The organism is Saccharothrix saharensis, from assembly GCF_006716745.1.
In the GTDB taxonomy this organism is placed as follows: Bacteria; Actinomycetota; Actinomycetes; order Mycobacteriales; family Pseudonocardiaceae; genus Actinosynnema; species Actinosynnema saharense.
In genome coordinates this window covers 6,613,051-6,636,052 of sequence record NZ_VFPP01000001.1, presented here as the reverse complement: position 1 = coordinate 6,636,052, position 23,002 = coordinate 6,613,051, and the positions used below count along the sequence as shown (strand labels likewise).

The 23,002-nt window shown below is 72.4% G+C and carries 24 protein-coding genes and 2 riboswitches; of the genes, 10 read left to right on the top strand and 14 right to left on the bottom strand.

Translation table 11 applies throughout. The annotated features are described in order from the left end of the window. The first annotated feature begins 91 nt into the window (after nucleotides 1-91). Nucleotides 92-742 (top strand): COG4315 family predicted lipoprotein, encoded by a 651-nt coding sequence (locus FHX81_RS30275; protein WP_141981655.1) that lies wholly within the window; start codon nucleotides 92-94, stop codon nucleotides 740-742. Between the two features lie 69 nt (nucleotides 743-811). Here the strand turns inward: FHX81_RS30275 and FHX81_RS30270 are convergent, their stop codons facing one another. The 9 genes from FHX81_RS30270 to FHX81_RS30235 all read right to left on the bottom strand — a co-directional run bounded on the left by FHX81_RS30270 (nucleotide 812) and on the right by FHX81_RS30235 (nucleotide 8,619). After that, a complete protein-coding gene (locus tag FHX81_RS30270) occupies nucleotides 812-1,417 on the bottom strand; it encodes a malonic semialdehyde reductase (protein ID WP_141981653.1) in 606 nt (201 codons plus the stop codon). Nucleotides 1,418-1,494: 77 nt separating this feature from the next. After that, on the bottom strand, nucleotides 1,495-2,760 hold the full coding sequence (glyA, locus tag FHX81_RS30265; RefSeq protein WP_141981651.1) for a serine hydroxymethyltransferase: 1,266 nt from the start codon (nucleotides 2,758-2,760) through the stop codon (nucleotides 1,495-1,497). A 14-nt stretch (nucleotides 2,761-2,774) separates the two neighbouring features. Further along, nucleotides 2,775-3,875: a glycine cleavage system aminomethyltransferase GcvT gene (gene gcvT / locus FHX81_RS30260; protein WP_141981649.1), complete on the bottom strand. Its 1,101-nt coding sequence runs from the start codon at nucleotides 3,873-3,875 to the stop codon at nucleotides 2,775-2,777. 128 nt (nucleotides 3,876-4,003) lie between these two features. Then, nucleotides 4,004-4,098, bottom strand: a riboswitch (glycine riboswitch). Nucleotide 4,099: 1 nt separating this feature from the next. After that, nucleotides 4,100-4,187: riboswitch (glycine riboswitch) on the bottom strand. Between the two features lie 63 nt (nucleotides 4,188-4,250). After that, the gene (locus tag FHX81_RS30255) at nucleotides 4,251-4,553 is read right to left on the bottom strand and encodes a DUF3817 domain-containing protein (protein WP_141981647.1); all 303 of its coding nucleotides are present in this window, start codon (nucleotides 4,551-4,553) and stop codon (nucleotides 4,251-4,253) included. A 15-nt stretch (nucleotides 4,554-4,568) separates the two neighbouring features. Next, nucleotides 4,569-4,967: a hypothetical protein gene (locus tag FHX81_RS30250; RefSeq protein ID WP_141981645.1), complete on the bottom strand. Its 399-nt coding sequence runs from the start codon at nucleotides 4,965-4,967 to the stop codon at nucleotides 4,569-4,571. Nucleotides 4,968-5,077: 110 nt separating this feature from the next. Beyond that, complete coding sequence (locus FHX81_RS30245) at nucleotides 5,078-5,566, bottom strand: helix-turn-helix transcriptional regulator (RefSeq protein ID WP_141981643.1); 489 nt, start codon at nucleotides 5,564-5,566, stop codon at nucleotides 5,078-5,080. Between the two features lie 201 nt (nucleotides 5,567-5,767). After that, nucleotides 5,768-5,929: a hypothetical protein gene (locus FHX81_RS40840; RefSeq protein ID WP_170232223.1), complete on the bottom strand. Its 162-nt coding sequence runs from the start codon at nucleotides 5,927-5,929 to the stop codon at nucleotides 5,768-5,770. A gap of 417 nt (nucleotides 5,930-6,346) precedes the next feature. Then, nucleotides 6,347-7,471, bottom strand: coding sequence for a CaiB/BaiF CoA transferase family protein (locus tag FHX81_RS30240; protein WP_141981641.1), 1,125 nt, complete (start codon nucleotides 7,469-7,471; stop codon nucleotides 6,347-6,349). After that, nucleotides 7,471-8,619, bottom strand: a complete 1,149-nt coding sequence (locus FHX81_RS30235) for an acyl-CoA dehydrogenase family protein (protein WP_141981639.1) — start codon at nucleotides 8,617-8,619, stop codon at nucleotides 7,471-7,473. Before FHX81_RS30235 ends, FHX81_RS30240 begins: the two co-directional genes overlap by 1 nt. Before the next feature lie 105 nt (nucleotides 8,620-8,724). Here FHX81_RS30235 and FHX81_RS30230 point away from each other — a divergent pair, with 105 nt between their 5' ends. From FHX81_RS30230 to FHX81_RS30220, 3 genes are read left to right on the top strand one after another with little or no spacing between them, the layout of a single operon-like run. Further along, on the top strand, nucleotides 8,725-9,177 hold the full coding sequence (locus FHX81_RS30230) for a GNAT family N-acetyltransferase (RefSeq protein WP_141981637.1): 453 nt from the start codon (nucleotides 8,725-8,727) through the stop codon (nucleotides 9,175-9,177). A gap of 56 nt (nucleotides 9,178-9,233) precedes the next feature. After that, nucleotides 9,234-10,436, top strand: coding sequence for an acetyl-CoA C-acetyltransferase (locus FHX81_RS30225; protein WP_141981635.1), 1,203 nt, complete (start codon nucleotides 9,234-9,236; stop codon nucleotides 10,434-10,436). After that, nucleotides 10,436-12,499 (top strand): 3-hydroxyacyl-CoA dehydrogenase NAD-binding domain-containing protein, encoded by a 2,064-nt coding sequence (locus FHX81_RS30220; protein ID WP_141981633.1) that lies wholly within the window; start codon nucleotides 10,436-10,438, stop codon nucleotides 12,497-12,499. The genes FHX81_RS30225 and FHX81_RS30220 overlap by 1 nt, the downstream gene beginning before the upstream one ends. A 108-nt stretch (nucleotides 12,500-12,607) precedes the next feature. On the opposite strand, the gene FHX81_RS30215 is transcribed toward FHX81_RS30220, so the two are convergent. Further along, entirely contained in the window at nucleotides 12,608-13,600 is a 993-nt protein-coding gene (locus FHX81_RS30215; protein WP_141981631.1) for an AraC family transcriptional regulator, read from the bottom strand. Nucleotides 13,601-13,849: 249 nt separating this feature from the next. Then, complete coding sequence (locus FHX81_RS30210; RefSeq protein ID WP_141981629.1) at nucleotides 13,850-14,431, bottom strand: DM13 domain-containing protein; 582 nt, start codon at nucleotides 14,429-14,431, stop codon at nucleotides 13,850-13,852. Between the two features lie 121 nt (nucleotides 14,432-14,552). On the opposite strand from FHX81_RS30210, the gene FHX81_RS30205 reads away from it, so the two are divergent. The 6 genes from FHX81_RS30205 (at nucleotide 14,553) to FHX81_RS30180 (ending at nucleotide 19,773) form a co-directional block, all read left to right on the top strand. Beyond that, nucleotides 14,553-14,948 (top strand): hypothetical protein, encoded by a 396-nt coding sequence (locus tag FHX81_RS30205; protein ID WP_141981627.1) that lies wholly within the window; start codon nucleotides 14,553-14,555, stop codon nucleotides 14,946-14,948. 2 nt (nucleotides 14,949-14,950) lie between these two features. Then, nucleotides 14,951-16,045, top strand: a complete 1,095-nt coding sequence (locus FHX81_RS30200; RefSeq protein WP_246108312.1) for a winged helix DNA-binding domain-containing protein — start codon at nucleotides 14,951-14,953, stop codon at nucleotides 16,043-16,045. A gap of 73 nt (nucleotides 16,046-16,118) precedes the next feature. After that, complete coding sequence (locus FHX81_RS30195) at nucleotides 16,119-16,499, top strand: hypothetical protein (protein WP_141981623.1); 381 nt, start codon at nucleotides 16,119-16,121, stop codon at nucleotides 16,497-16,499. Nucleotides 16,500-16,592: 93 nt separating this feature from the next. After that, entirely contained in the window at nucleotides 16,593-17,693 is a 1,101-nt protein-coding gene (locus tag FHX81_RS30190; protein WP_141981621.1) for a GNAT family N-acetyltransferase, read from the top strand. Nucleotides 17,694-17,775: 82 nt separating this feature from the next. Then, nucleotides 17,776-18,762, top strand: a complete 987-nt coding sequence (locus tag FHX81_RS30185; protein ID WP_246108035.1) for a LacI family DNA-binding transcriptional regulator — start codon at nucleotides 17,776-17,778, stop codon at nucleotides 18,760-18,762. A 48-nt stretch (nucleotides 18,763-18,810) separates the two neighbouring features. Beyond that, nucleotides 18,811-19,773, top strand: coding sequence for an alpha/beta fold hydrolase (locus FHX81_RS30180; RefSeq protein ID WP_141981617.1), 963 nt, complete (start codon nucleotides 18,811-18,813; stop codon nucleotides 19,771-19,773). On the opposite strand, the gene FHX81_RS30175 is transcribed toward FHX81_RS30180, so the two are convergent. From FHX81_RS30175 to FHX81_RS30165, 3 genes are read right to left on the bottom strand one after another with little or no spacing between them, the layout of a single operon-like run. Then, complete coding sequence (locus tag FHX81_RS30175; RefSeq protein WP_141981615.1) at nucleotides 19,758-21,179, bottom strand: GH1 family beta-glucosidase; 1,422 nt, start codon at nucleotides 21,177-21,179, stop codon at nucleotides 19,758-19,760. The two genes, FHX81_RS30180 and FHX81_RS30175, sit on opposite strands and share 16 nt — an antisense overlap. An 8-nt stretch (nucleotides 21,180-21,187) precedes the next feature. After that, the gene (locus FHX81_RS30170; RefSeq protein ID WP_170232222.1) at nucleotides 21,188-22,021 is read right to left on the bottom strand and encodes a carbohydrate ABC transporter permease; all 834 of its coding nucleotides are present in this window, start codon (nucleotides 22,019-22,021) and stop codon (nucleotides 21,188-21,190) included. A 5-nt stretch (nucleotides 22,022-22,026) separates the two neighbouring features. Continuing rightward, complete coding sequence (locus FHX81_RS30165; protein WP_141984212.1) at nucleotides 22,027-22,941, bottom strand: carbohydrate ABC transporter permease; 915 nt, start codon at nucleotides 22,939-22,941, stop codon at nucleotides 22,027-22,029. Between the last annotated feature and the right edge of the window lie 61 nt (nucleotides 22,942-23,002).

The following is a 23,002-nucleotide window of genomic DNA, read 5'->3' as shown; positions in this document are numbered from 1 at the left end:
TCCGACCCCTGTCTTCGGCGGCGGCTGAACCGCGGCGGCGGGCGCGCCGTAGTCGTCGGTGGAGCGATTGACGGACCAAGGAGGAGTGAGTGTGATCCGACGAAACCGCATCGCCATCGCCGTCGCGGGCGGCATGGCGGCCGTGCTCGCGCTGGTCATGTGGACTTCCAACGCCACCGGCCTGCAGGGCAGGACGGTCGCGCAGACCGAGCAGGTCGCCGCCGCGGCCCAGGGCGACTACGGCGACGTCCCGGAGCCCCTGGCCCCTCCGACGAGCGAGGAAGCGGCACCCGTCGAGCAACCCGCGGCGGACGCGCCGGAGGGCCAGGCCGCGCCCGCGCCGTCCGGGCCGCAGGTGACGCTGGTGGGCAAGAGCGTGCCCAAGATGGGCGAGGTCGTGCAGGACGGCGACGGCCGCACGCTGTACCGGTTCGACAAGGACACCCCGGACCCGGCGAAGTCCAACTGCGAGGGGCAGTGCGCCGTGACGTGGCCGCCCGTGCTGTCCGACGGCAAGCCCGAGCTGCAGGGCGTCGACCCGGCGCTCGTGTCGACGGTGAAGCGGGCCGACGGCAGCGAGCAGGTCACGCTGGACGGCTGGCCGCTCTACACCTACGCCAAGGACGAGGCGCCGGGCCAGTGGAAGGGCCAGGGCGTGGGCAGCACGTGGTTCGTGGTGCGGCCCGACGGCAAGCGCAACGTCGAGTGCCTGCCGCCGGGGGTGACGCCGCCCGCCGCGTAGTCCACTGTGGAACGCCCTGGTCCCCCGGCCCGAAGGCGGCCGGGGGACCAGGGCGTCACGCAGCGGGCGTCAGATCGTGCGGACGGCCTCGGCGTAGTCCAGGCGCGGGTTGCGCGGGTGGGTGCCGGCGTGGTCCGGGTGGCCGATGTTGACGACCACCAGCGGCACCCGGGGGGTGTCGGCGAAGAACTCGCGCCGCACGCCCTCGGCGTCGAAGCCGCTCATCGGGCCCGCGGCGAGACCGGCCGCGCGGACGCCCACGATGAAGTAGCCGACCTGCAGCAGGGCGTTCGCCTTCGCCGCCTCGGTGCGCCGCGCGTCGTCCGCGAACGCCGCCTTCGCGCCCGGGAAGTGCGGGAACGTGGTGGCGAGGTGCTCGTGGAAGTCGGTGTCGGCGGCCAGGATCGCGGTCACCGGCGCGGCCAGGGTCTTGGCGCGGTTGCCCTCGGCCATGTGGGGAGCCAGGCGGGCCTTGGCCTCCTCGCCGCGGACGAACAGCACGCGCAGCGGCTGGCTGTTCATCGCGGTCGGACCCCACTTCACGAGGTCGTACACGGCGCGGAGCTGCTCGTCGGTCACCGGCTCGTCGGTGAACGCGTTCGCCGTGCGCGCCTCGCGGAACAGCAGGTCCTGGGCTTCGCCGGGAAGTTGCAGCGCGTCGAGGGTGGCGGTCATCGTGCCTCTTTCGGTTGTCCCGTACGGGTCGCGTACGGGACAACCTCCAGCATGCGCGAGCTATTTCGTAACGTCGTTCACAGGGTCGGGTACAGCGGGTGCTTCGCCGCCAGCACCTCGACCCGCGCGCGCAGCTCCGCGAGGTCCGGCGAGGGCTGCAACGCCGTCGCGATGATGTCCGCCACCTCGGTGAAGTCCGCCGCGCCGAAACCGCGGGTGGCCAGCGCGGGCGTGCCCACCCGCAGGCCCGAGGTCACCATCGGCGGACGCGGGTCGTTCGGCACCGCGTTGCGGTTGACCGTGATCCCGACCTCGTGCAGGCGGTCCTCGGCCTGCTTGCCGTCCAGTTCGGACGCCACCAGGTCCACCAGCACCAGGTGCACGTCCGTGCCGCCGGTGAGCACCTTCACACCCGCCGCGGCGGCGTCGGGCCGGGACAGCCGGTCGGCGAGGATCTTCGCGCCCTCGACCGTGCGCCGCTGCCGGTCGGCGAACTCGGGCGACGCGGCGTGCTTGAACGCCACCGCCTTGCCCGCGATCACGTGCTCCAGCGGACCGCCCTGCTGGCCCGGGAACACCGCCGAGTTGATCTTCTTGGCCAGGTCGGCCTCGTTGGTCAGGATCACTCCGCCACGCGGGCCGCCGAGCGTCTTGTGCGTGGTCGTCGTGACGACGTGCGCGTGCGGCACGGGGCTCGGGTGCAGGCCCGCCGCCACCAGGCCGGCGAAGTGCGCCATGTCCACCATCAGGTACGCGCCCACCGAGTCGGCGATCCGGCGGAACTCCGCGAAGTCGAGCTGCCGCGGGTACGCCGACCAGCCGGCCACGATCAGCTTCGGCCGGTGCTCGGCCGCCAGCCGCTCCACCTCGGCCATGTCGACCCGGCCGTCCTCCGCCGACACGTGGTAGGGCACCACGTTGTAGAGCTTGCCGGAGAAGTTGATCCGCATGCCGTGGGTCAGGTGGCCGCCGTGCGCGAGGTCCAGGCCCAGGATCGTGTCGCCCGGCTGGAGCAGGGCGAACATCGCGCACGCGTTGGCCTGCGCGCCCGAGTGCGGCTGCACGTTCGCGAAGCCCGCGCCGAACAGCGCCTTGACCCGCTCGATCGCCAGCCGCTCGATCACGTCGACGTTCTCGCAGCCGCCGTAGTAGCGCCGGCCGGGGTAGCCCTCGGCGTACTTGTTCGTCAGCACCGAGCCCTGCGCCTGGAGCACCGACACCGGCGTGAAGTTCTCCGAGGCGATCATCTCCAGCGTGCTCTGCTGCCGGTGCAGCTCGGCGGCGACGGCGTCCGCGACCTCCGGGTCGAACTCCGCGAGGGAGGTGTTGAAGTGCTCGGACATGTGTGGGGTCTCCCTTACGAGGTGCGCTTGTAGAAGGGCAGTGCGACGACTTCGACCGGCTCGTGCCTGCCCCGGACGTCGACGGACAGCTGCGTGCCGGGCTCGGTGTGGCCGACCGTGACGTACGCCATGGCCACCGAGTACCCGAGGGTCGGCGACAGCGCGCCGCTGGTCACCTCGCCGATGCGGGCACCCGAGGCGTCCAGCACCGGGTAGCCGTGCCGGGGCGCGCGGCGCGAGGCGGTCTTCAGGCCGACCAGGACCTGCCCCACGCCCTGCTCGGCGACGGCGGCCAGGGCGTCGCGGCCGACGAAGTCGCCCGGCTTGTCCAGCTTCACCACCCGGCCGAGGTTCGCCTGGAACGGCGTGCGGTCGCGGCCGAGCTCGTTGCCGTACAGGGGCATGCCCGCCTCCAGCCGCAGCGTGTCGCGGCAGCCCAGGCCCGCGGGCTTGAGGTCGTGCGGCGCGCCCGCCTCCAGCAGCGCCCGCCACACGTGCGCGGCGTCGGCCGGCGCGACGAACAGCTCGAAGCCGTCCTCGCCGGTGTAGCCGGTGCGCGCGAGCAGCACCGGCTTGCCCGCGACCTCGGTCGGGTACGAGGCGTAGTACTTCACCGCGCCGAGGTCGGTGGACGTGAGGCCGGCGAGGATCGCGGTGGCCTTCGGGCCCTGCACGGCGAGCAGCGCGTAGTCGGTGGACCTGTCCTCGACGGTGGTGTCGAAGCCCTTGGCCCGCTCGACCAGCGCCTCGTGCACGACGGCGGCGTTCGAGGCGTTCGCGACGACCAGGTACTCCTCGTCGCCCGTGCGGTAGACGATCAGGTCGTCGACCACGCCGCCGTCGGCCTCGCAGATCATCGTGTAGCGGGCGCGACCGACGCCGATCGCGGACGCGTGGCCGACCAGGGCGTGGTCCAGCGCGGCGCCGGCCTCCGGGCCGGTGAGCACGATCTCACCCATGTGGGTCAGGTCGAACAGGCCCGCCGACGTGCGCACCGCGTGGTGCTCGGCCAGCTCGCTGTCGTAGCGCAGCGGCATCCGCCAGCCCGCGAAGTCGGTGAACATGGCCCCCAGCGCCTCGTGCTCGGCGTGCAGGGGCGTGCGGCGGCTTTCCATCAGGCGGGTCCTCCCTGGGTGCGGGCATGCCGAGGCGCCGACCGGTCGGGTCGGCGGGCGGGCACGTCCGAGAGATTCACGAGCGAAAGGATGACACGGCACATCGGAGACTCCTCGTCGAGTGAGCCTCCCCCTCTGCCATGAGCCTGAGAGCTTCGCCACCGGGTGAGGGCGGCTTGCACCGTGGGCGAGGCGCACCGGGTGCGCCTGCTTTCCAGAGTTGCCTTCGTCGGGCGGTACCTGTGCCTGAGAGATTCCGGGGAGGAGTTGCTCCTTCGGCGCCCCGGTCGGGGACTCTCCCGCTCGACATCGACGGCCGTGTTCAGTTGGTACCGCCAGACGCTAGGGGTGGCCGGCGGGCGGGGTCAACCCCGGTCACAGGCTCTTCTCGGCCCGGACGCTCTCGACCACCTTGCGCTCGGCGTAGAACGACACGAACGGGATCGTGCCCGCGAGCAGCACCAGCACCGTGCCCTTGATCGACCACCGGGCCTTGAGCGCGAGGTCGACGGTGAGCACCAGGTACACCGCGTACAGGAAGCCGTGCACGGGGCCGACGACCTGCATCATGCCCTCGGTGCCGCCCGCGTACTTGGCGATCATCGCGACCACGAGCAGCAGCAGGCCGACACCGACCACGTAAGCCATGAACCGGAACCTGGTCAACGCGCCGCTCATCGCCCTACCTTCGCTTCACCGCTGGTCCCGCGCGTGGAGCTCGGCGAGCATGCGGTTGTAGGCCGCGAGCTCGTCGTCCTCGTCGTCGTGCGCGGGTGCTCTGACGGGCTCAACGGTAACGACCGGCCGGGACGGCACGGCCACCGGCTCCGGCGCGGCCCCGTCGGCGGCACCGCTCGCCGCGGCGGCGTCCTCGGCCTTGCGGCGGGCGTCCAGCCTGCGGATGCGCCACACCATGAACGCGGGGAAGAGGCCGAACAGCGGCCACTGGAAGACGTACCCGAGGTTCTGGAAGGTGCCACCGGCCTCGGAGAACCGCTCCCACTGCCAGTACGCCAGGCCGCAGCACACGACCAGCGACGCCAGGCAGACGGCCGCGATCGCGAGCCGCCGGGGGGTGATGAGGCCTCGCACGCCTCAAGGGTACTTCGTGCGTCGCACAGGGCCGGGGCTCCCCGCACAGGAGCCCGCCCCTGGAAGGTGAGGGCTCCCGAACCCCAGGAGCCCGCCCCGACTCGTCGGACCTAGGCCACGCCGTCCCGGCGTTGCCTCTGCAGCCTGGCCACGCACCAGGCCGCCGCGCTACCCCGACGCAGGTGCTGGAGCACCGTCATCGGGCCGAGGCGACGACCGAGGTCGGCGGGCGTGAGCCCGGCCGCCCGGTAGTCCAGAGCGCGCTGGTCCAGCGGGCTGATGCCCACGTCCCACCACTGCTCCGCCTCGGACAGGTCACCCACCAGCTGCCAGTAGCTGGCGGCGGCCGCGAGCAGGGCGTCGGGCACCTCGGGCGCCCGCTTCCGCATCGCCGCCACGTACGCCGGATCCGCGGACTCGACCTTCACCAGGCCGCGGGGACCGCCATTCGCCCGCTGCACGGGGATCCCCGGCGCGGACGGCGGGGCTTCCGCGAGCCACGCGTCCTTGATCCGGTTCACCTCCTGCAGCTCGGCGTCGTCCGAGCGCTCAGCCGCCCACTGCCGCAACAGCTCGTCGACTCCGGAGTCCTCGACCATTCTGCCTCCTCATCGGTCGAAGATCAGCCAATGCGACGCACCGTATTAGCGGGTACCGACAACCGCTAGACCCCGGTTTGTCCAAAACCCTGTTACCAGGGCGTTATAGCCCTCATTCCACCCGTACGGTGCAACGACCAGGACGCATAGTCACCGATCGTGACCGCATTGAGCGGAGTTCGAGGGGGCGCGGCGAGCGGGTCAGGCGAACAGGCTGCGGACGAAGGTGATGATCGACTCGGCCGCGGACTGGAGCCACCCGAGCGCGGTCCGCACCGCGTCGGCGGACTCGTTCGGCTGGGTGATCAGGAGGAACAGCACCAGCGCGACCGCCGCCAGCGTCACCACCTTCTTGACGTTCACTGATCGGTCTCCGTCCGTGTCAGCGGGCAGGGCGGCCGAACGCCGCCCCGGTCGTGTCAACGGTCATGGTCCCTCATTCACCCGGATGATGACGATCGAACCCGCCGCCATCCCTCGACCGGTCGCACGATCGCCACGCAACCACGCCTGGAACTGCCCGAGCGTCACCCGAACGGACGATCAAGGGGGCCAGCGGTCCCGCCGATCACCAAGGTACGGGCACTCGCCCACACCCCAGGCACGGACACCGAGGTACTGAGACACCGTCATCCCTTCGCCGCCCATCACCTGATTGCGCCGAGGCACGCACCGAGCGTGACAAAGGTCGATGACGGCTGCCACTCATTTACGGTCCCCCTTCAGGTGATTTCCCGCGCCCTTTTCCGGGTCGATCCGGCGGGCCGACCGGGCGCGGGGTCAGGCGATCACCCCGGCTCGCCGCAGCCCGGCGAGCTCGTCCTCGCCCAGTCCCAGTTCCCCCAGCACCTCGGCCGTGTGCTCGCCCACCGCGGGCGGCGGTGCGGGCACGGCTGCGGGCGTGCGCTCGAACCGGGGCGCGGGCGCGGGCTGCGCCACCCCTCCCACCTGCACGAACGTCCCGCGCTCGGCGTTGTGCCCGTACCCGGGCGCTTCACCGGGCGCCAGCACGGGCGCGAGGCACGCGTCGGTGCCCGCCGCCAGCGCCGCCCACTCGTCCCTCGTCCGGGTGGCCACGGCCGCCGCGATCCGGGCGCGCAGCTCCGGCCAGTTCGCCGGGTCGTGGCGGGCGGGCAGGTCCGCGTCGGCCAGCCCGAGCACCACCAGCAGCTCGGCGTAGAACTTCTCCTCCAGCGCGCCGATGCTGACGAACCGGCCGTCGGCCGCCTCGTACACGTCGTAGAACGGCGCGCCGCCGTCCAGCAGGTTCTCGCCGCGGCCGCCGGGCCACGCGCCGGCCGACGACATCCCGTGCAGGAACGTGGTCAGCAGCGCCGCGCCGTCGACCATGGCGGCGTCCACCACCTGCCCGCGCCCGGACCGCTCCCGCTCGTACAGCGCGGCCAGCACGCCCATCGCCAGCAGCAGCCCGCCACCGCCGAAGTCGCCGACGACGTTCAGCGGCACCGTCGGCGGCGCGCCCGCCCGGCCGATCGGCTCCAACGCGCCCGCCACCGCGATGTAGTTGATGTCGTGCCCGGCGCGGTCGGCCAGCGGGCCGTCCTGGCCCCACCCGGTCATCCGCCCGTAGACCAGCCGCGGGTTGCGGGCCAGGCACTGCGCCGGGCCGATGCCGAGCCGTTCGGTCACGCCCGGCCGGAAGCCCTCGACCAGCACGTCCGAGTCCTCGACCAGCCGCAGCACCAGCTCCGCGCCCTCCGGCCGGCGGACGTCCACGCCGATCGACCGCCGCCCGCGGCCCAGCAGCGGGACCTCGGTGGTGCCGCCCACGCGGTCCACCCGGACGACCGACGCGCCGAGGTCGGCCAGCACCATGCAGCCGAACGGCGCGGGTGCGAGGCCGGCCAGCTCGACGACCTTCAACCCCTCCAGCGGCCCCGGCACTAGAGGGACCTCGCGATGATTTCCTTCATGATCTCGTTGGTCCCGCCGTAGATCTTCTGCACGCGCGCGTCCGCCCACGCGCGCGCGATCGGGTACTCGGTCATGTAGCCGTAGCCGCCGAACAGCTGCACGCACTCGTCCACGACCTGGCACAGCCGCTCGGTGGCCCACCACTTGGCCATCGCCGCGGTGGGCACGTCGAGGCGGCCCGCCAGGTGCTCCTGCACGCACTCGTCCACGAACGCCCTGGTCACCCGCGCCTCGGTGGCGCACTCGGCGAGCTTGAACCGGGTGTTCTGGAACTTGATCAGCTCGCGGCCGAACGCCGTGCGGTCCTTGACGTAGGCCAGCGTGAGGTCCACCGCCGCCTCGATGCCCGCCACCGACGCCACCGCGATGATCAGCCGCTCCTGCGGCAGCTGCTGCATCAGCTGGATGAAGCCCTGGCCCTCGCCCGTGCCGAGCAGGTTCGCCGCGGGCACGCGCACGTCGTCGAAGAACAGCTCGGCGGTGTCCTGGCCGTGCATGCCGAGCTTGTCCAGCACCCGGCCGCGGCGGAAGCCCCGCGCCTGCACGGTCTCCACGACCAGCAGCGAGATGCCCGTCGCGCCCTGGCTGGGGTCGGTCTTGGCGACCACGACCACCAGGTCGGCCTGCGCGCCGTTGGTGATGAACGTCTTGGAGCCCGACAGCACGTACTCGTCGCCGCGCCGCAGCGCCCGGGTCTTGATGTTCTGCAGGTCGGAGCCGCCGCCCGGCTCGGACATGGCGATCGCGCCGACGTACTCGCCCGAGGCCATCTTCGGCAGCCACCGCTGCTTCTGCTCCTCGGTGCCGTAGGCGTTGATGTAGTGGGCGACGATCCCGCTGTGCACGCTGTTGCCCCACGCGCTGTCGCCGCAGCGCGCCTGCTCCTCCAGCAGCACGGCCTCGTGCGCGAACGTCCCGCCGCCACCGCCGTACTGCTCGGGGATGGACAGGCAGAGCAGGCCCAGTTCACCGGCCTTGTGCCAGAAGTCCCGGTCCACCTGCTTCTGGGCGGCCCAGCGCTCCTGGTGCGGGACCACCTCCCGGTCGAAGAACGTCCGGGCCAGCTCGCGCAACTGGTCCAGGTCCTCGGTCATCCATGCGGAACGGCGAGTCGGCATGGCACCGACGGTGCCACCGGCGGGACCGGACCGCCATGACCGCAGCGCCCACCGGTGGGTGGTGATCGTGAGCGGATCGGTCAGGGTTCGCGGGACACTGGGGCCATGCGACTCCGACGGCTCGGGCCCGACGACTGGGTGACCTGGCGCGACATCCGGCTGACCGCGCTGGGCAGCGAGCCCGAGGCGTTCGGCTCCACGCTGGCGTTGGAGGGCGGGTACGACGAGGCTCGGTGGCGGGAGCTGCTGTCGGCCGAGCGCGGGGTGAAGGTGGTGGCGGAGGACCCGGAGCCGGTCGGGCTCGTGGCCGGTGTGCCGCACGACGTCCACTCGGACGTGTTGTACCTGTACTCCATGTGGGTCAAGCCGGGGTTCCGGCGGCGCGGGGTCGGGGAGGCGCTGGTCCGCGACGTGCTGGCGTGGGCGCGCGAGCACGGGTGGGCGCGGGTGCAGTTGCGGGTGTTCGAGGGCAACGAGACGGCTCGGCGGCTGTACGAGCGGCTCGGGTTCGCGGGCGAGGGCGAGATCATGGACCGCCCGTCGGCCCCGGTGAGCTAATAAGTCACCTCACGCGGTCATGGGCAGGCCACCCGCCGGTGGTTACCGTTGAGTACATGAGCGAAGCCTTGATCTTCGACGCGGTGCGCACACCGCGTGGCAGGGGAAAGCGCGGTTCGCTGCACAGCGTCAAGCCGATCACCCTCGCCTCCGGGGTGCTCGCGGCGCTGGCGCGGCGCAACGACCTCGACACCTCCGCGGTGGACGACGTGGTGCTCGGCGTCGTGTCACCGGTCGGCGAGCAGGGCGCGGACATCGCCCGCACGGCGGTGCTGGCGGCCGGGTGGGACCTGCGGCCGGCGGGCGTGCAGCTCAACCGGTTCTGCGCGTCGGGCCTGGAGTCGGTGAACCTGGCCGCGGCGAAGGTCGCGTCCGGGTTCGAGGACCTGGTGGTGGCGGGCGGCGTCGAGTCGATGTCGCGGGTGCCGATGGGCTCGGACGGCGGCGCGTGGATGGCCGACCCGGAGACCAACATGGCGACCAACTTCGTGCCCCAGGGCGTGAGCGCGGACCTCATCGCCACGCTGGAGGGGTTCAGCCGCGAGGACGTGGACGCCTACGCGCTGCGCTCGCAGCAGCGCGCCACCCTGGCCCGGGACAAGGGGTACTTCGACCGGTCGCTGGTGGCCGTGGTCGACCGGAACGGCTCGGTCGTGCTCGACCACGACGAGGCGATCCGCCCGGAGACCACGATGGAGGCGCTGGCCAAGCTCAAGCCGAGCTTCGCGTTCCACGGCGACCTGGGCTTCGACGCCGTGGCCATCGACCGCTACCCCACCGTGGAGCGCATCGACCACGTGCACACGCCGGGCAACTCGTCGCAGATCGTGGACGGCGCGGCGGCCATGCTGATCGGCACCGACCGCATCGGCCGCGAGCTCGGCCTGACGCCCCGCGCGCGGATCATCGCGACCGCGGTCGTCGGCACCGAGCCCACGATCATGCTGACCGGTCCCGCCCCGGCCGCGCGCAAGGCGCTGGACCGGGCCCGGCTGACCGTCGAGGACATCGACCTGTTCGAGATCAACGAGGCGTTCTCCTCGGTGGTGCTGAGGTTCCAGCGCGAGCTGGACCTGCCCGACGACAAGGTCAACGTCAACGGCGGCGCGATCGCGCTGGGCCACCCGCTCGGCGCGACCGGCTGCATGATCCTCGGCACCCTGCTCGACGAGCTGGAGCGCCGGGACCTGCGGCGCGGTCTGGCCACGCTGTGCGTGGGCGGCGGCATGGGCATCGCGACGATCATCGAGAGGGTCTGATGGCTATCCACTTCGAGCGGGACGACGACGGGATCGTCACCCTCACGATGGACATGTCCGGCTCGGCGAACGTGATGAACGCCGAGTACCACAAGGACATGGGCGAGGCGGTCGCGCGGCTGGAGGCGTCCCGCGACGACATCACCGGCGTGGTGCTGACGTCGGCCAAGAAGACGTTCTTCGCCGGTGGCGACCTGAACGTGCTCGTCCGGATCACGCCGGAGAACGCGGCCGAGGCGCTCGGGTTCCTGGAGGAGATCAAGGGCCAGCTGCGGCGGTTGGAGCTGCTGGGCAAGCCGGTCGTCGCGGCGATCAACGGCAGCGCGCTGGGCGGTGGCCTGGAGATCGCGCTGGCCTGCCACCACCGGGTGGTCCTGGACGACGACCGGATCAGGCTCGGGCTGCCCGAGGCGACGCTGGGCCTGCTGCCCGGCGGTGGCGGCGTGACGCGCATGGTGCGGCTGCTGGGCGTGCAGCCGGCGTTGCCGCTGCTCATGGAGGGCAAGCAGCTGCGGCCGGCGCGCGCGTTGCAAGCCGGGATCGTGCACGAGCTGGCGTCCTCCCGCGAGGAGCTGATCGCCAAGGCGCGGGCGTGGATCAAGGAGAACCCCGCGCCGCAGCAGCCGTGGGACAAGCCCGGGTACACCGTGCCGGACGTGCGGGTCGGTGACCCGAACCTGTACGGGCTGCTGGCCGCCGCACCCGCCGTGCTGCGGAAGAAGACGCACGGCGCGTACCCGGCGCCGGAGAAGATCCTCGCCGCCGCGGTCGAGGGCGCGCTGGTGGACTTCGACACCGCGTTGAAGATCGAGGCGCGGTACTTCGTGGAGCTGGCCGCCGGCCAGGTCTCGAAGAACATGATCACCACGTTCTGGTTCCAGCTCAACGAGATCAACGCGGGCGGGTCGCGGCCGGCCGGGGTCGAGCGGTCGAAGGTGGCCAAGGTCGGTGTGCTCGGCGCGGGCATGATGGGCGCGGGCATCGCCGAGGTCAGCGCCAAGGCCGGGATCGAGGTCGTGCTGAAGGACGTGACGCTGGAGGCGGCGCGGCGCGGAGCCGGTGACACGCCGGGCATCACGCCGACCGACTCCGACGCCGACCTGGCCGGGTGCGACCTGGTGGTCGAGGCGGTGTTCGAGAACCGGGAGCTGAAGAACGAGGTGCTGCCGGCGGCGGAGGCCGCGGCGCTGCCGGACGCGGTGATCGCGTCGAACACCTCGACCTTGCCGATCACCGGCCTGGCGTCGGCGGTGGGCGACCCGTCGCGGTTCATCGGGCTGCACTTCTTCTCGCCGGTGCCGAAGATGCGGCTGGTGGAGATCATCCGCGGGGAGAAGACGTCGGACGAGACGTTGGCGCGGGCGTTCGACTACGTGCTGCAGATCGGCAAGACGCCCATCGTGGTGAACGACAGCCGAGGCTTCTACACGTCGCGGACGTTCGGCACGTACGTCACCGAAGCCGTGTCGATGGTGGCGGAGGGCGTGTCGCCCGCGTTGATCGAGAACGTGGCCCGCCGGGCGGGCATGGCCGTGGGCCCGCTGGCGGTGTCGGACGAGGTGACGTTGACGCTCCAGCTGAAGATCCGCGACCAGGCGCTGGCCGACGACCCGTCGGTGGCGGGCGCGTTGGGCGACCACCCGGCGTTCAAGGTGCTGGAGGAGCTGGTCGCCGAGGGGCGCACGGGCAAGTCCGGCGGTGCCGGGTTCTACGAGTACCCGGAGGGTGGCCGGAAGTTCCTGTGGCCGGGCCTGTCCCGGTACGCGCGGGCCGACGCGGGCGTGACGGAGCAGGACGTCGAGGACCGGCTGCTGTTCATCCAGTCGCTGGAGACGCTGCGGTGCCTGGACGAGGGCGTGCTGACGTCGGTCGGTGACGCGAACGTGGGCAGCGTGTTCGGCTTCGGCTTCGCCCCGTGGAGCGGCGGCACGGTGCAGTTCGTCAACTCCTACGGGCTCGGCGGGTTCGTGGAGCGGGCCGACTACCTGGCCGACACCTACGGCGAGCGCTTCCGCCCACCGGCCTCCCTGCGCGACCGCGCCGCCCGCAACGCCCCCTTCTGACCCGGGAGTCCCGCACCCGGACCGCGGGGGTCCTACGTTCACGGGTTCCGAACGCAGGACCCCCGCGGCGCGGACCTGGGACTCCAGGGACGGTGGGCCGCGGCGTGGTCAGCCGACCGAACCGCCGCGGTAGGTGCCGGGGCTGGTGCCCGTCCACCGCTTGAACGCCCGGTGGAACGCGCTCGCCTCGGAGAAGCCCAGCCGCAGCGCCAACTCCTCCACCGACTCACCACCGCGCACCAGGCTCGCCACGGCCTGGTCGCGCAACAGCTGCTCGCGCACCTCGCGGAACGACGTGCCCTCGGCGGCCAGCTTGCGCCGCAGCGTCGGCGCGCTCACGCCCAGCCGCGCGGCCACGTTCTCCAGCCCGACCACGCCGCCGCCGAGCATGCGCCGCACCTGGCTGGACGCGTCCGCGCCGTAATCGCGGCGGGACAGCAACTCGGCGGGTGAATTGCGCAGGAACCGCCTCAATGCGGCTTCGTCCTGCACCACCGGCATGCGCAGGAAACGTGCGTCGAAAGTCAACGTGGTGGCGGCTGCGGAAAACCGCAGCGGCGCGCCGAAGATCAGGTGGTATTCCGCGCCGTGCGGCGGCTCGGGATAGGACAGGTCGACCCCGCGCAGCGGGATGCGCCGCCCGATCAGCCACGACGAGAACCGGTGCCACAGCACCAGCAGCGACTCGACCAGGAACCGGTCCGGGTCGTCCACGCCCGCGGTGGACAGGGTGAACGCGGCCACGCCGTCGTGCTCGCCCAACGTCATCACCGGCCGCACGTCGAACAGGTCGTAGAACGCCAGACCCCGCCGCAGGGCGTCACCCAGTGACGCGCAGTGCACGGCGAGCAGGCACATGGTCGGGAACGTCCCGCGCTTGCTCGGCCGCGGCCCCAGGCCCATGAACTCGTCGTCCAGCGCGTCCCACAGCGCCTGGACCAGCTTGGTGTACTGGGCGGGCGTGACCCGCGCGCGCTCGTCGGCGAGCAGCGCCTCGGCGATGCCCGCGGTGGCGAGCAGGCCGGTGACGTCGTGACCACGCCGCACCGCACCGCGCAACGCGGCGTTGACGTAGTGGATGGCGATGGTCCTGGTGAGCATCACTCACAGTGTGCATCACGGTCGGGCGCGGGCCGTGTGCGGCGGCGCGGAACGGGGAGAGAAAGCGCCGCGCCGCCGCCAACGGTTGGCCCACCCCAGTGAGCCGGCTCCTCGTCGGTGGGGCATCCGCCCGCCCACCAACGAGGGACGTTGTGGTGCTCACCACTGTATGTGGTCTAGACCAGATACGTCAATACGGCGAAACGGCTACTAATCGCTCGACCGCCGCGCATTTGTTTCCCGTATGTGTCACCCCTGTTCCAACGGCGCTACCGCGAAACCGGCGGAAAACCTCTTGCACCAGATCACGACGCTGCGCACGGTCGCGAGGTCGGTGCCCGCGGGCACTTCGTAGACCTGGTTGCCGCGGTTCGCCTTCAGCGGACCGAGGTTCGTGAAACCGGAGCCGAACGCGGCTTCGGGCGAGTCCGAGGGCTTGTCCGACAGGTAGACGTAGAGGTCCGGCCCGTCGCTGGTGTCCAACGCCTCGAACTGCACCGCGTGCCCACCGCCGGGCAACCGGACCAGCGTCGCGCTCCCCGTCGTCGCGTGCTCCAGCGACCGGAACGGCCCGGCGGCGAGGGCGACCGGCCCCGCGGGCGGTGGGGGCGTGGTCGTGGTCGTGGTCGTGGCGGTCGCCGCCGTCGTGGTCGCCGCCGTCGTGGTCGCCGCCGTCGTGGTCGCCGCCGTCGTGGTCGCGGTGGGCACCAGCAGTGCCTCGTCCGCGGTCCGGTCGGTCACCAGCCGCCACGGCTGGAACAGGTACAAGCCCACCACCAGGGCGACCACCAGCACGCCGGCCACCCCGACCACCACTACCCGCTTCGACATCCCCGGCCTTCCTCCGTCGTACCGTTCCCGGACAACTCTGGCGAACCGGGCGCCGGGACGCGGGCGAAACCCGATTACGAAGTTCTGACGTCTGCCGGGCCGGCGTTGTTAGGGTCGCCGCGTGGGTGAACGGGCGGGGTTGGCGGTCGTGTGCGCGCTGATGGTGGGCTGCGCCGCGTTCGGCCCGTTCCCGCACCCGGTGCCGCTGCTGTTCGGCATCGCGGCCGTCGGCGCGGCCAACGCCGCGTTCCCGTTGATGCGCACGTTCGGGTCCGCGCTGCTCGGCGGGGTCGCCGCGACCAGCGTCGGGCTGGCCTCCGTGCCGTTCGTGACCTGCTCCTCGGACAAGTTCACGGACGTGTTCACCTGTACGGGTGACGCGCCGACCTGGCACATGACCGGCGCGGTCCTCGTGGCCGGGCTGTCGGGCGCCGGCCTCGTGCTCGCCCGGGTGCTGGGCACCGCCGTGCTGGAACGCAGGCTCGCGGCCGTGCGGCCCCGGGAGGAGCACCGTTGAGCGTGACCTGGCGGCAGGTCGCGGCCTGGCGCACCCGTCGGCACTTCCTGGACGAGCGCCGACCGGCCGGTGAGGCGCCGGACGTGGTGTCGCGGCTGTGCGGGCTGCACGCGCAGCTCATGTCGTCGGCCGAGGCCACGTTGCGCGCCCGCGTCGACGGGCTCGCGGACGACGCCGTGGCACGGGCGCTGTGGACCGACCGCACGCTGGTCAAGACGTGGTCGATGCGCGGCACCCTGCACCTGCTGCCCGCCGCCGAGTACCCCCTCTGGCAGGCCGGGTTCGCCACCTACGAGCACTACCTCAAGCCGGTGTGGCTGCGGAACTTCCACGTCACCGCCGACGAGCTGGACGCGCTGGTCGACGCGGTCGGCGAGGCGTTGCGCGACCGCGTGCTGACCCGCGCCGAGCTGGCCGACGAGGTCGCCGCCCGCACGTCCGCGCACCTCGGGGAGAAGCTGCGGGAGAGCTGGGGTGCGTACCTCAAGCCGGCGTCGTTCCGGGGCGCGCTGGTGTTCGGGCCCGGCGAGGGGCGGTTCGTCCGGTTCACCCACCCGCGCACGTGGCTCGGGGTCGGGCCGGTCCCCCGGGCGGACGCGGTCGAGGAGGTCGCGCTGCGGTTCCTGGCCCAGCAGGGGCCCGCCACCAGGGAGGACTTCGCGCGCTGGTGGGGGGTGAGCCCGGCGGACGGCGGGCGGGTGGTCAAGGCGCTGGGCGAGCGGGTCGTGCCGGTGGACGTCGAGGGCGTGGCGCACTGGGCGCGGGCGGAGGACGTCGAGGGCTTGCGCGAGGCCGAGCCGGTGCGGACCGTGCGGCTGCTGCCGGCGTTCGACCAGTACGTCGTCGCGGCAACACGCCACGCCACGCATCTTCTCGATGGTGGGTCACCCGACAAGGTGTACCGACCGCAGGGATGGCTGTCCCCGGTACTCATGGTGAACGGGATGCTGGCCGGGACGTGGTCGCAGGAGCAGAAGGGCGGGCGGGTGTGCGTCACCGTGGAGCCGTTCCGCTCGTTGTCCGCTGCGGCCCGGAAAGCCGTGCTCAGCGAGGTGGAGCGGATTCCGGGCCCGACCGAGGTGCACTGGGTCGGGTGAGCACGCCTCGACGGGCGGTACTGTTCAGCCGCTCACCGTTGCGCCACGAGTACGTTCTGTTAGGAGGCTTGCTGTGCGGGTGCTGTGGGCCACGTGCGGCTTGGCCGTCGCGGCGTCGGCGCTGGTCGGTGTCCTCATCGGCGTGTACATCGACGGGGTGAACGACGAGCAGCAGGCCGACACCCCCGCCTCGACGTGGATCACGGATCGGCCGTCGACCAGCAGCTCGACGTCGGCGCCCACCTCCGTCACCACGGACGCGATATCGGCGGCGCCGCGCTCGACCACCACCGTCCGCACCACGACGACGACGCCACCACCGGCCGCGCCGCCACCACCTCCGGAGACCTCCACCGAGGCCGCCGTGACGACGACCACCACGACGACGGTGAAGAACACCGAGTGGCCGTGCAGCCCGCTCAACCCGCTGCCGCCACCGCACTGCCGCGACTGAGCACGGGCGGGACCGAGCACGGGCGGGCGATCCCTCACGTCGCCGAAACGCCGGCGTCCCCGCGCGGCAACGTGGGGCCGACAACCTGGGCTCATGGACACCACACCGAAGACCTGGCGCCTGCGCGTGGAGCTGGACGACAGCCCCGGAGCCCTGGCCCGGGTGACCGTCCGGCTGGCCGACCAGGACTGCAACGTGCTGGCCCTGTCGGTGATCCCGGTGCCCGGCGGCGTCCTGGACGAACTCGTGGTCCAGGCCGCGCCCGGCCTGCTGCCCGCCGACCTGGTGGCCGCGGTGCGCGCCGAGGGCGGCCGGTGCGTCGGCATCACGGCCGCCGACCTGCACGACCTGGTCGACGCCCCGACCGCGGCCCTGCGCGCCGCCGCCCTCGCGCTGCACGACCCCAACGCCATCGCCGAAGCCCTGCGCATCGTCATGGCCGCCGACTCCGTCGTCCTCACCCCCACCTCCCGCGACACCACCGCCCCGGACCGCGAGGTCGACTTCCCGGCGTCCTCGCCCGCGACGCCGGAGGCGGCGCAGTCCTACACCGCGCGGCGCGGGTGGTCGTCGTTCACGCAAGTGGAGCGGGCCCGGGGACAGGCGTTGATGGACCTGCTGGCCGCCCGGGGCGTGGCCGCGCCCCAGCCGACCGCGCTGCTGACCGACGACGGCATGGCGCTGGTGCTGCGGCCCGGCCGCGCGGGCGACGAGGACGCGGTGGCCGACCTGCACTCCCGCTGCTCGATGGGCACCCTGTTCCACCGCTACCACGCGGGTGTGCGGACCGTGCCCCGCCGGTGGCTGCACCGGCTGCTCAGCCCGCCGCGCGGCAGCACCGCGGTGGCGCAGTGCGCGGACCGCGTGGTCGCGCTCGGCCAGCTCATCCCGATGTCCACACCGGACTCCGCCGAGGTGTCGTTGCTGGTGGAGGACGAGTGGCAGGGTCGTGGCGTGGGCACCGCGCTGCTCGGCGCGCTGGCCGGCGCGGCACGGGCGGCCGGTCGCCGCGAACTGGTCGGCTGGTGCCTGCCCGCCGAGACCGGTCTGGTCCGCACGGCGGCCCGCGCCGGCCTGCCGACGTCGGTGCGCCGGGAGGACGGGCTGCTGCGCGTGTCGATCGCCACAGGCGGTGCGCGGGCCACCGGTCCGGGTCGTGCTGAGAGCGCTTCCCGGCAGGTCGCGTCCGGCTAAGCTGGGCTCGCAGGCCGATCGTCGAGGAGTGGTGCTCGTGTCCGTTCAGTCGCACTCAGGCACGAGGCCCACGCTGGAGGACGTGGCAGCGAAAGCCGGCGTCTCCCGTGCGACGGCGTCACGGGTGCTCAACGCGTCGCCCCGGGTCAGCCCGGAGGCGCACGAGGCGGTCACGGCGGCGGTGCTGGAGCTGGGCTACCAGCCGAACCAGGCCGCGCGGGCGCTGGTGACCCGGCGTTCCGGCGCGGTGGCGGTGGTGTTCTCCGAGCCCGAGCCGAAGATCTTCGACGACCCGCACTTCGCCTGGCTGATCCGGTCGGCGGCGCGCTCGCTGGCCGACGCGGACGTGCAGATGGTGCTGATGCTGGTGCACTCGACGCAGGACCAGGCGCGGGCCGAGCGGTTCCTGGCGGGCGGGCACGTGGACGGCGCGTTGTTGTTCGCGCCGCACAAGGGCGACCAGTTGCTGTCCGTGGCGCGCAAGCTCCCGCTGCCCGTGGTGCACGCGGGCCGGCCGTGGGGTTCGCTGCGCGGGCTGCACACCGTGGACCACGACAACGAGGGCGGCGGGCTGCTGGCCACCGAGCACCTGATCTCGTTGGGGCGCAAGAAGGTCGTCTCGATCACCGGCCCGCTGGACGAGCACTCGGCGATGGACCGGCTCAACGGGTGGCGCACGGCGGTCGGCGCGGACGACGAGACCACGGCGCTGATGACCGCGGACGGCGGCTTCTCCCGCGAGGGCGGCCGGCGGGCGATGGAGGCGCTGCTGGCCCGCGTGCCGGACCTGGACGCGGCGTTCGTGGCGTCCGACTACATGGCGGAAGGCGCGCTGGACGCGTTGCGCGAGGCGGGCAAGCGGGTGCCGCAGGACGTGGCCATCGTCGGGTTCGACGACCACCCGATGATCGCGCCGCACACCAAGCCGGCGCTGACCAGCGTGCGGCAGGACACCAACGCGCAGGTCCGCCACATGGTGACCCACCTGCTGCGGCTGCTGCGCGGCGAGAAGATCCGGGCGCGCCGCGAGGTGCTGCCGACGGTGCTGGTCCGCCGCGAGTCCGCCTAGGTCTTCGCCGAGCGTGAACGCCCGGTCACACCGGGCCCGGGATCGCGCATGATCGAGGTCATGGAGGACGTGCCCGCGCGGACGGTGACCCTGCCCGACGGACGACGGCTGGCGTACTACGAGTTCGGCGATCCGGCGGGCGTGCCCTGCCTCTACACGCCGGGGTGGCCCGCGTCCGGGCTGCTCGGCGGGGTCTACGACGACGCCGCGCGCGAGGCGGGCGTGCGCTGGATCTCGATCGACAAGCCGGGCGCGGGCGCCTCGGACTTCGACCCGCGCCGCTCCCTGCTCCGGTACGCCGACGACATCGCCCACCTGGCCGACGAGCTCGGGCTGGACCGGTTCGCCTCCGTCGGCGAGTCCGGTGGCGGACCGCACGCGGCGGTGCTCGCGCACGCCCTGCCCGACCGCCTGACCACCACGATCTTGCTGGCCGCCATGGGTCCGGCGCACGAGAAGTGGGTGCGGGAGGGGATGCAGCCGGTCAACCGGCGGTTGATCATGATGGCGCAGCGCGCGCCGTGGCTGCTCCGGGCGCAGACGCTGCTGCTCAGCCGGATGATGAACAACCCCACCAAGGCGCGGCGGTGGGAACGGTCGTTGGTGGAGCAGGCCTCCGAGGCCGACCGCCGCGCGCTCGCGCGGATCGACACCGGGTGGCTGACGGCCGCGGCCGCGGCGGCGTTGCGCGACGGCGGGCGCGCGGCGGCGCAGGAACTCGCGATGATCGCCCGGCCGTGGGGCTTCGCGCTGGCCGACATCACGTCGCCGGTCGAGGTGTGGCACGGCACGGCGGACACCAACGTGCCGGTGGCCATCGCGCGCCGGGTCGTGGCCGAGATCCGCACGTGCACCGCGGTCACCTACGTCGAGGGCGAAGGGCACATCGTCGGTCTGCTCGTGCGGCACGACGTGATGGCCTCGGTGGTGCGGGCGTCGGGCGGGGGCCGCCGCGGCGACATGCGGCCCCCGTCCGACCGGTCACGACCGACCGGTCACCCCAGGTCGTAGCCGTCGACCGGGACGGCGTTGGCGCCGATCACCCGGGCCAGCGTCCGGCCGCTCCGCTTCACCGTGCGCACCTGGGTGTCGTAGTCGACGTGCACGATGCCGAACCGCTGGCTGTACCCCTCCGCCCACTCGAAGTTGTCCAGCAGCGACCACGCGAAGTACCCGCGCAGGTCCACGCCCGCGGCGATGGCCGCGTGCGCCGCGCGCAGGTGGTCGACCAGGTACCGGGTCCTGGCCTCGTCCTCCACCCGACCGTCCTCGACCACGTCGGGGAACGCCGAGCCGTTCTCGGTGACCACCAGCGGCACGCCGACGTCGCGCTGGAGGCGGCGCAGCAGCCCGGTGAGCCCGGTCGCGTCGACCTCCCAGCCCATGCCGGTCACCTCGCCGCGCGGCGGCAGGAACTCCACGCCGCGCAGCCCCGGGAACGGGCCGCCGGTGACCACCAGGGGGTCGGCCGCGGCGGCGACCCGGGTCGGGCTGTAGTAGTTCACGCCCATCCAGTCGATCGGCGTGGCGATCGCGTCCAGGTCGCCGTCGCGCACGACGGCCGTCCAGTCGCCCAGCCAGGCCGTGTCCTCGACGACGTCCGCCGGGTAGCCGCGGCCGGCCAGCGGGTCGAGGAACAGCCGGTTCTGCAGGCCGTCGACCTTGCGCGCCGCCTCCCGCGACGCCTCGTCGTCCTCCGCCACCACCGCGCAGAAGTTGAGCACGATGGAGAACCGGTGGTCGGCGGGCGCCTGCGCGCGCAGGGCCCGCGTCGCCAGGCCGTGCCCGAGCAGGAGGTGGTGCGCGGCTTCCAGCGACGCCTTCGGGTCGACCACGCCCGGCGCGTGGACGCCGTTGGCGTACCCGAGGAACGCCGAGCACCACGGTTCGTTCAGCGTCGTCCACGTCGTGACGCGGTCGCCCAGGCGCTCGTGCACCAGCGCCGCGTACTCGGCGAACCGGTGGGCGGTGTCGCGGTCGCGCCACCCGCCGCGGTCCTCCAGCGCCTGCGGCAGGTCCCAGTGGTACAGCGTGGCCACCGGCTGGATGCCCCGGCCCAGGACCTCGTCCACCAGCCGGTCGTAGAACGCCAGACCCCTGGGCTCCACGGGGCCCGCGCCGAGCGGCTGGATGCGCGGCCAGGCCACCGAGAACCGGTACGCGCCCAGCCCCAGCTCCGCCATCAGCTCCACGTCGGAGGCGTAGCGGTGGTAGTGGTCGCACGCCGGCTCACCGGTGTCACCGCCGAGCACCGCGCCCGGCCTGGTCGCGAACGTGTCCCAGATGGACGGACCGCGCCCGTCCACCCCGGTCGCCCCCTCGATCTGGAAGGACGCCGTCGCCGCACCCCACAGGAAATCCGGTGGGAAGCGCAACAGGTCCCGCCCGACCTCGGTGTCCGGGTCGGTTGTCGTCATCTACGAGCTCACCCCTTCACAGCGCCCTGCATGATCCCGCCGACGATCTGCCGCGCCAGCAGGATGAAGATCGCGACCACCGGCAGCACCGCGAGCGACGCGCCGGAGAGCATCAGCGAGTAGTCCGTGTAGTAACCGCTGGCCAACGTCGACAATGCCACCTGCACCGTGGGGCTGTCGTTGGGGTCCAGCACGATCAGCGGCCAGAAGAAGTCGTTCCAGGCGGTCATGAACGTGAACATGCCCATCACCGCCGCCTGGGGCCGCACCGCCGGGAACGCGACGTGCCAGAACGTCTTGAGCACCGAGCAGCCGTCCACCCGTGCCGCCTCGACCAGCTCGTACGGCACCGACTCCTCGCACGCCTGCCGCATCCAGAACACCGAGAACGCGCCGATCAGCGCGGGCACGATGACCGCTTGGAGCGTGCCGTACCAGTCCAGGTCCGACATCAGCATGTAGAGCGGGATGACGCCGAGCTGCGTGGGCACCATCGAGGTGCCGACCACGACGAGGAACAGCGCGTTGCCGCCCCGGAACCGCAGCCGGGCGAACGCGAACCCCGCCAGCGTGCCCAGCACCACGTTGCTGATCGCCACCGTGCCCGCCACCACCAGCGAGTTCTGCATGGCGAGCCAGAAGTCGACGGTGTCGAACACCCTGGTCAGGTTGTCGAACAGGTTCCCGCCGGGCACCAGCGACGGCACCGCGTCGCCCAGCGCGGAGTTGTCCTTGCTCGCGATGAGGAACGAGTAGTACAGCGGGAACACCGACGCGAGCAGCACAACCACCAGCACCGCGTACGCGACCGGTCCCGAGCGCGTGAGACGTTTCGTGCCCACCGGCCTCACCCCTTCGACGCGATGCGCCGCGCCACCGCGAAGTTCACGACCGCGACCACCAGGATCACCAGGAACAACACCCACGCGATGGCCGAGGAGTAGCCCGCGTCGAACAACCGGAAGCCCTTCTCGTACAGGTACATCACCAGGGTCTGGAACTGCCGGTCGTCGCCGCCGGTGCCGGTGGCCGTGCCGCCCGGGTCGAACAGCTGCGGCTCCACGAACAGCTGCATGCCGCCGATGGTCGACACGATGACGGTGAACAGGATCGTCGGCCGGATGCTCGGCACGGTGATCGACCAGAACACCCGCCGGCGCGAGGCGCCGTCCAGCATGGCCGACTCGTACATGTCCTTGGGCACCGACTGCATCGCGGCCAGGTAGATCAGCGCGTTGTAACCCGTCCAGCGCCACATCACCATCGAGCTGATCGCCAGGTGCGAGGCCCACGTCTCCGCGCGCCAGTCCACCGGGTCGATCCCGACGAAGCCGAGCAGGGCGTTGACGATGCCGAAGTCGCGGCCGAACAACTGCGCGAACACCAGCGCCACCGCCGCCACCGAGATGACGTTGGGCAGCAGCACCCCCGCCCGCCAGAACGCCCGGCCGCGCAGGCCGCGGTCCAGCAGGGTGGCCAGGCCGAGCGCGGCGAACAGCTGCGGGACCGTGGAGAGCAGGAACAGGCTGACGGTGTTGCCCAGCGCGTTCCAGAAGTTCCCGTCGGACAGCAGCGCGGTGTAGTTGGCCAGGCCGGTGAAGCCCTGGTCGCCGTCGATGAGCTGCCAGTCGTGCAGCGACACCCAGGCGGTGTAGAGCAGCGGGTAGAGGCCGAAGATCCCGAACACCACGAAGAACGGCGCGATGACCAGGTACGGCGTGTACTTCGTGTCGAGCCGGCCGAGCTTGTCCCGCCACGACAGGCGCTGCGCCGACGGCGGGGCGGGCGTCGTGCCCCGCCCCGCCGTCGCCCGTTCCGGTGCG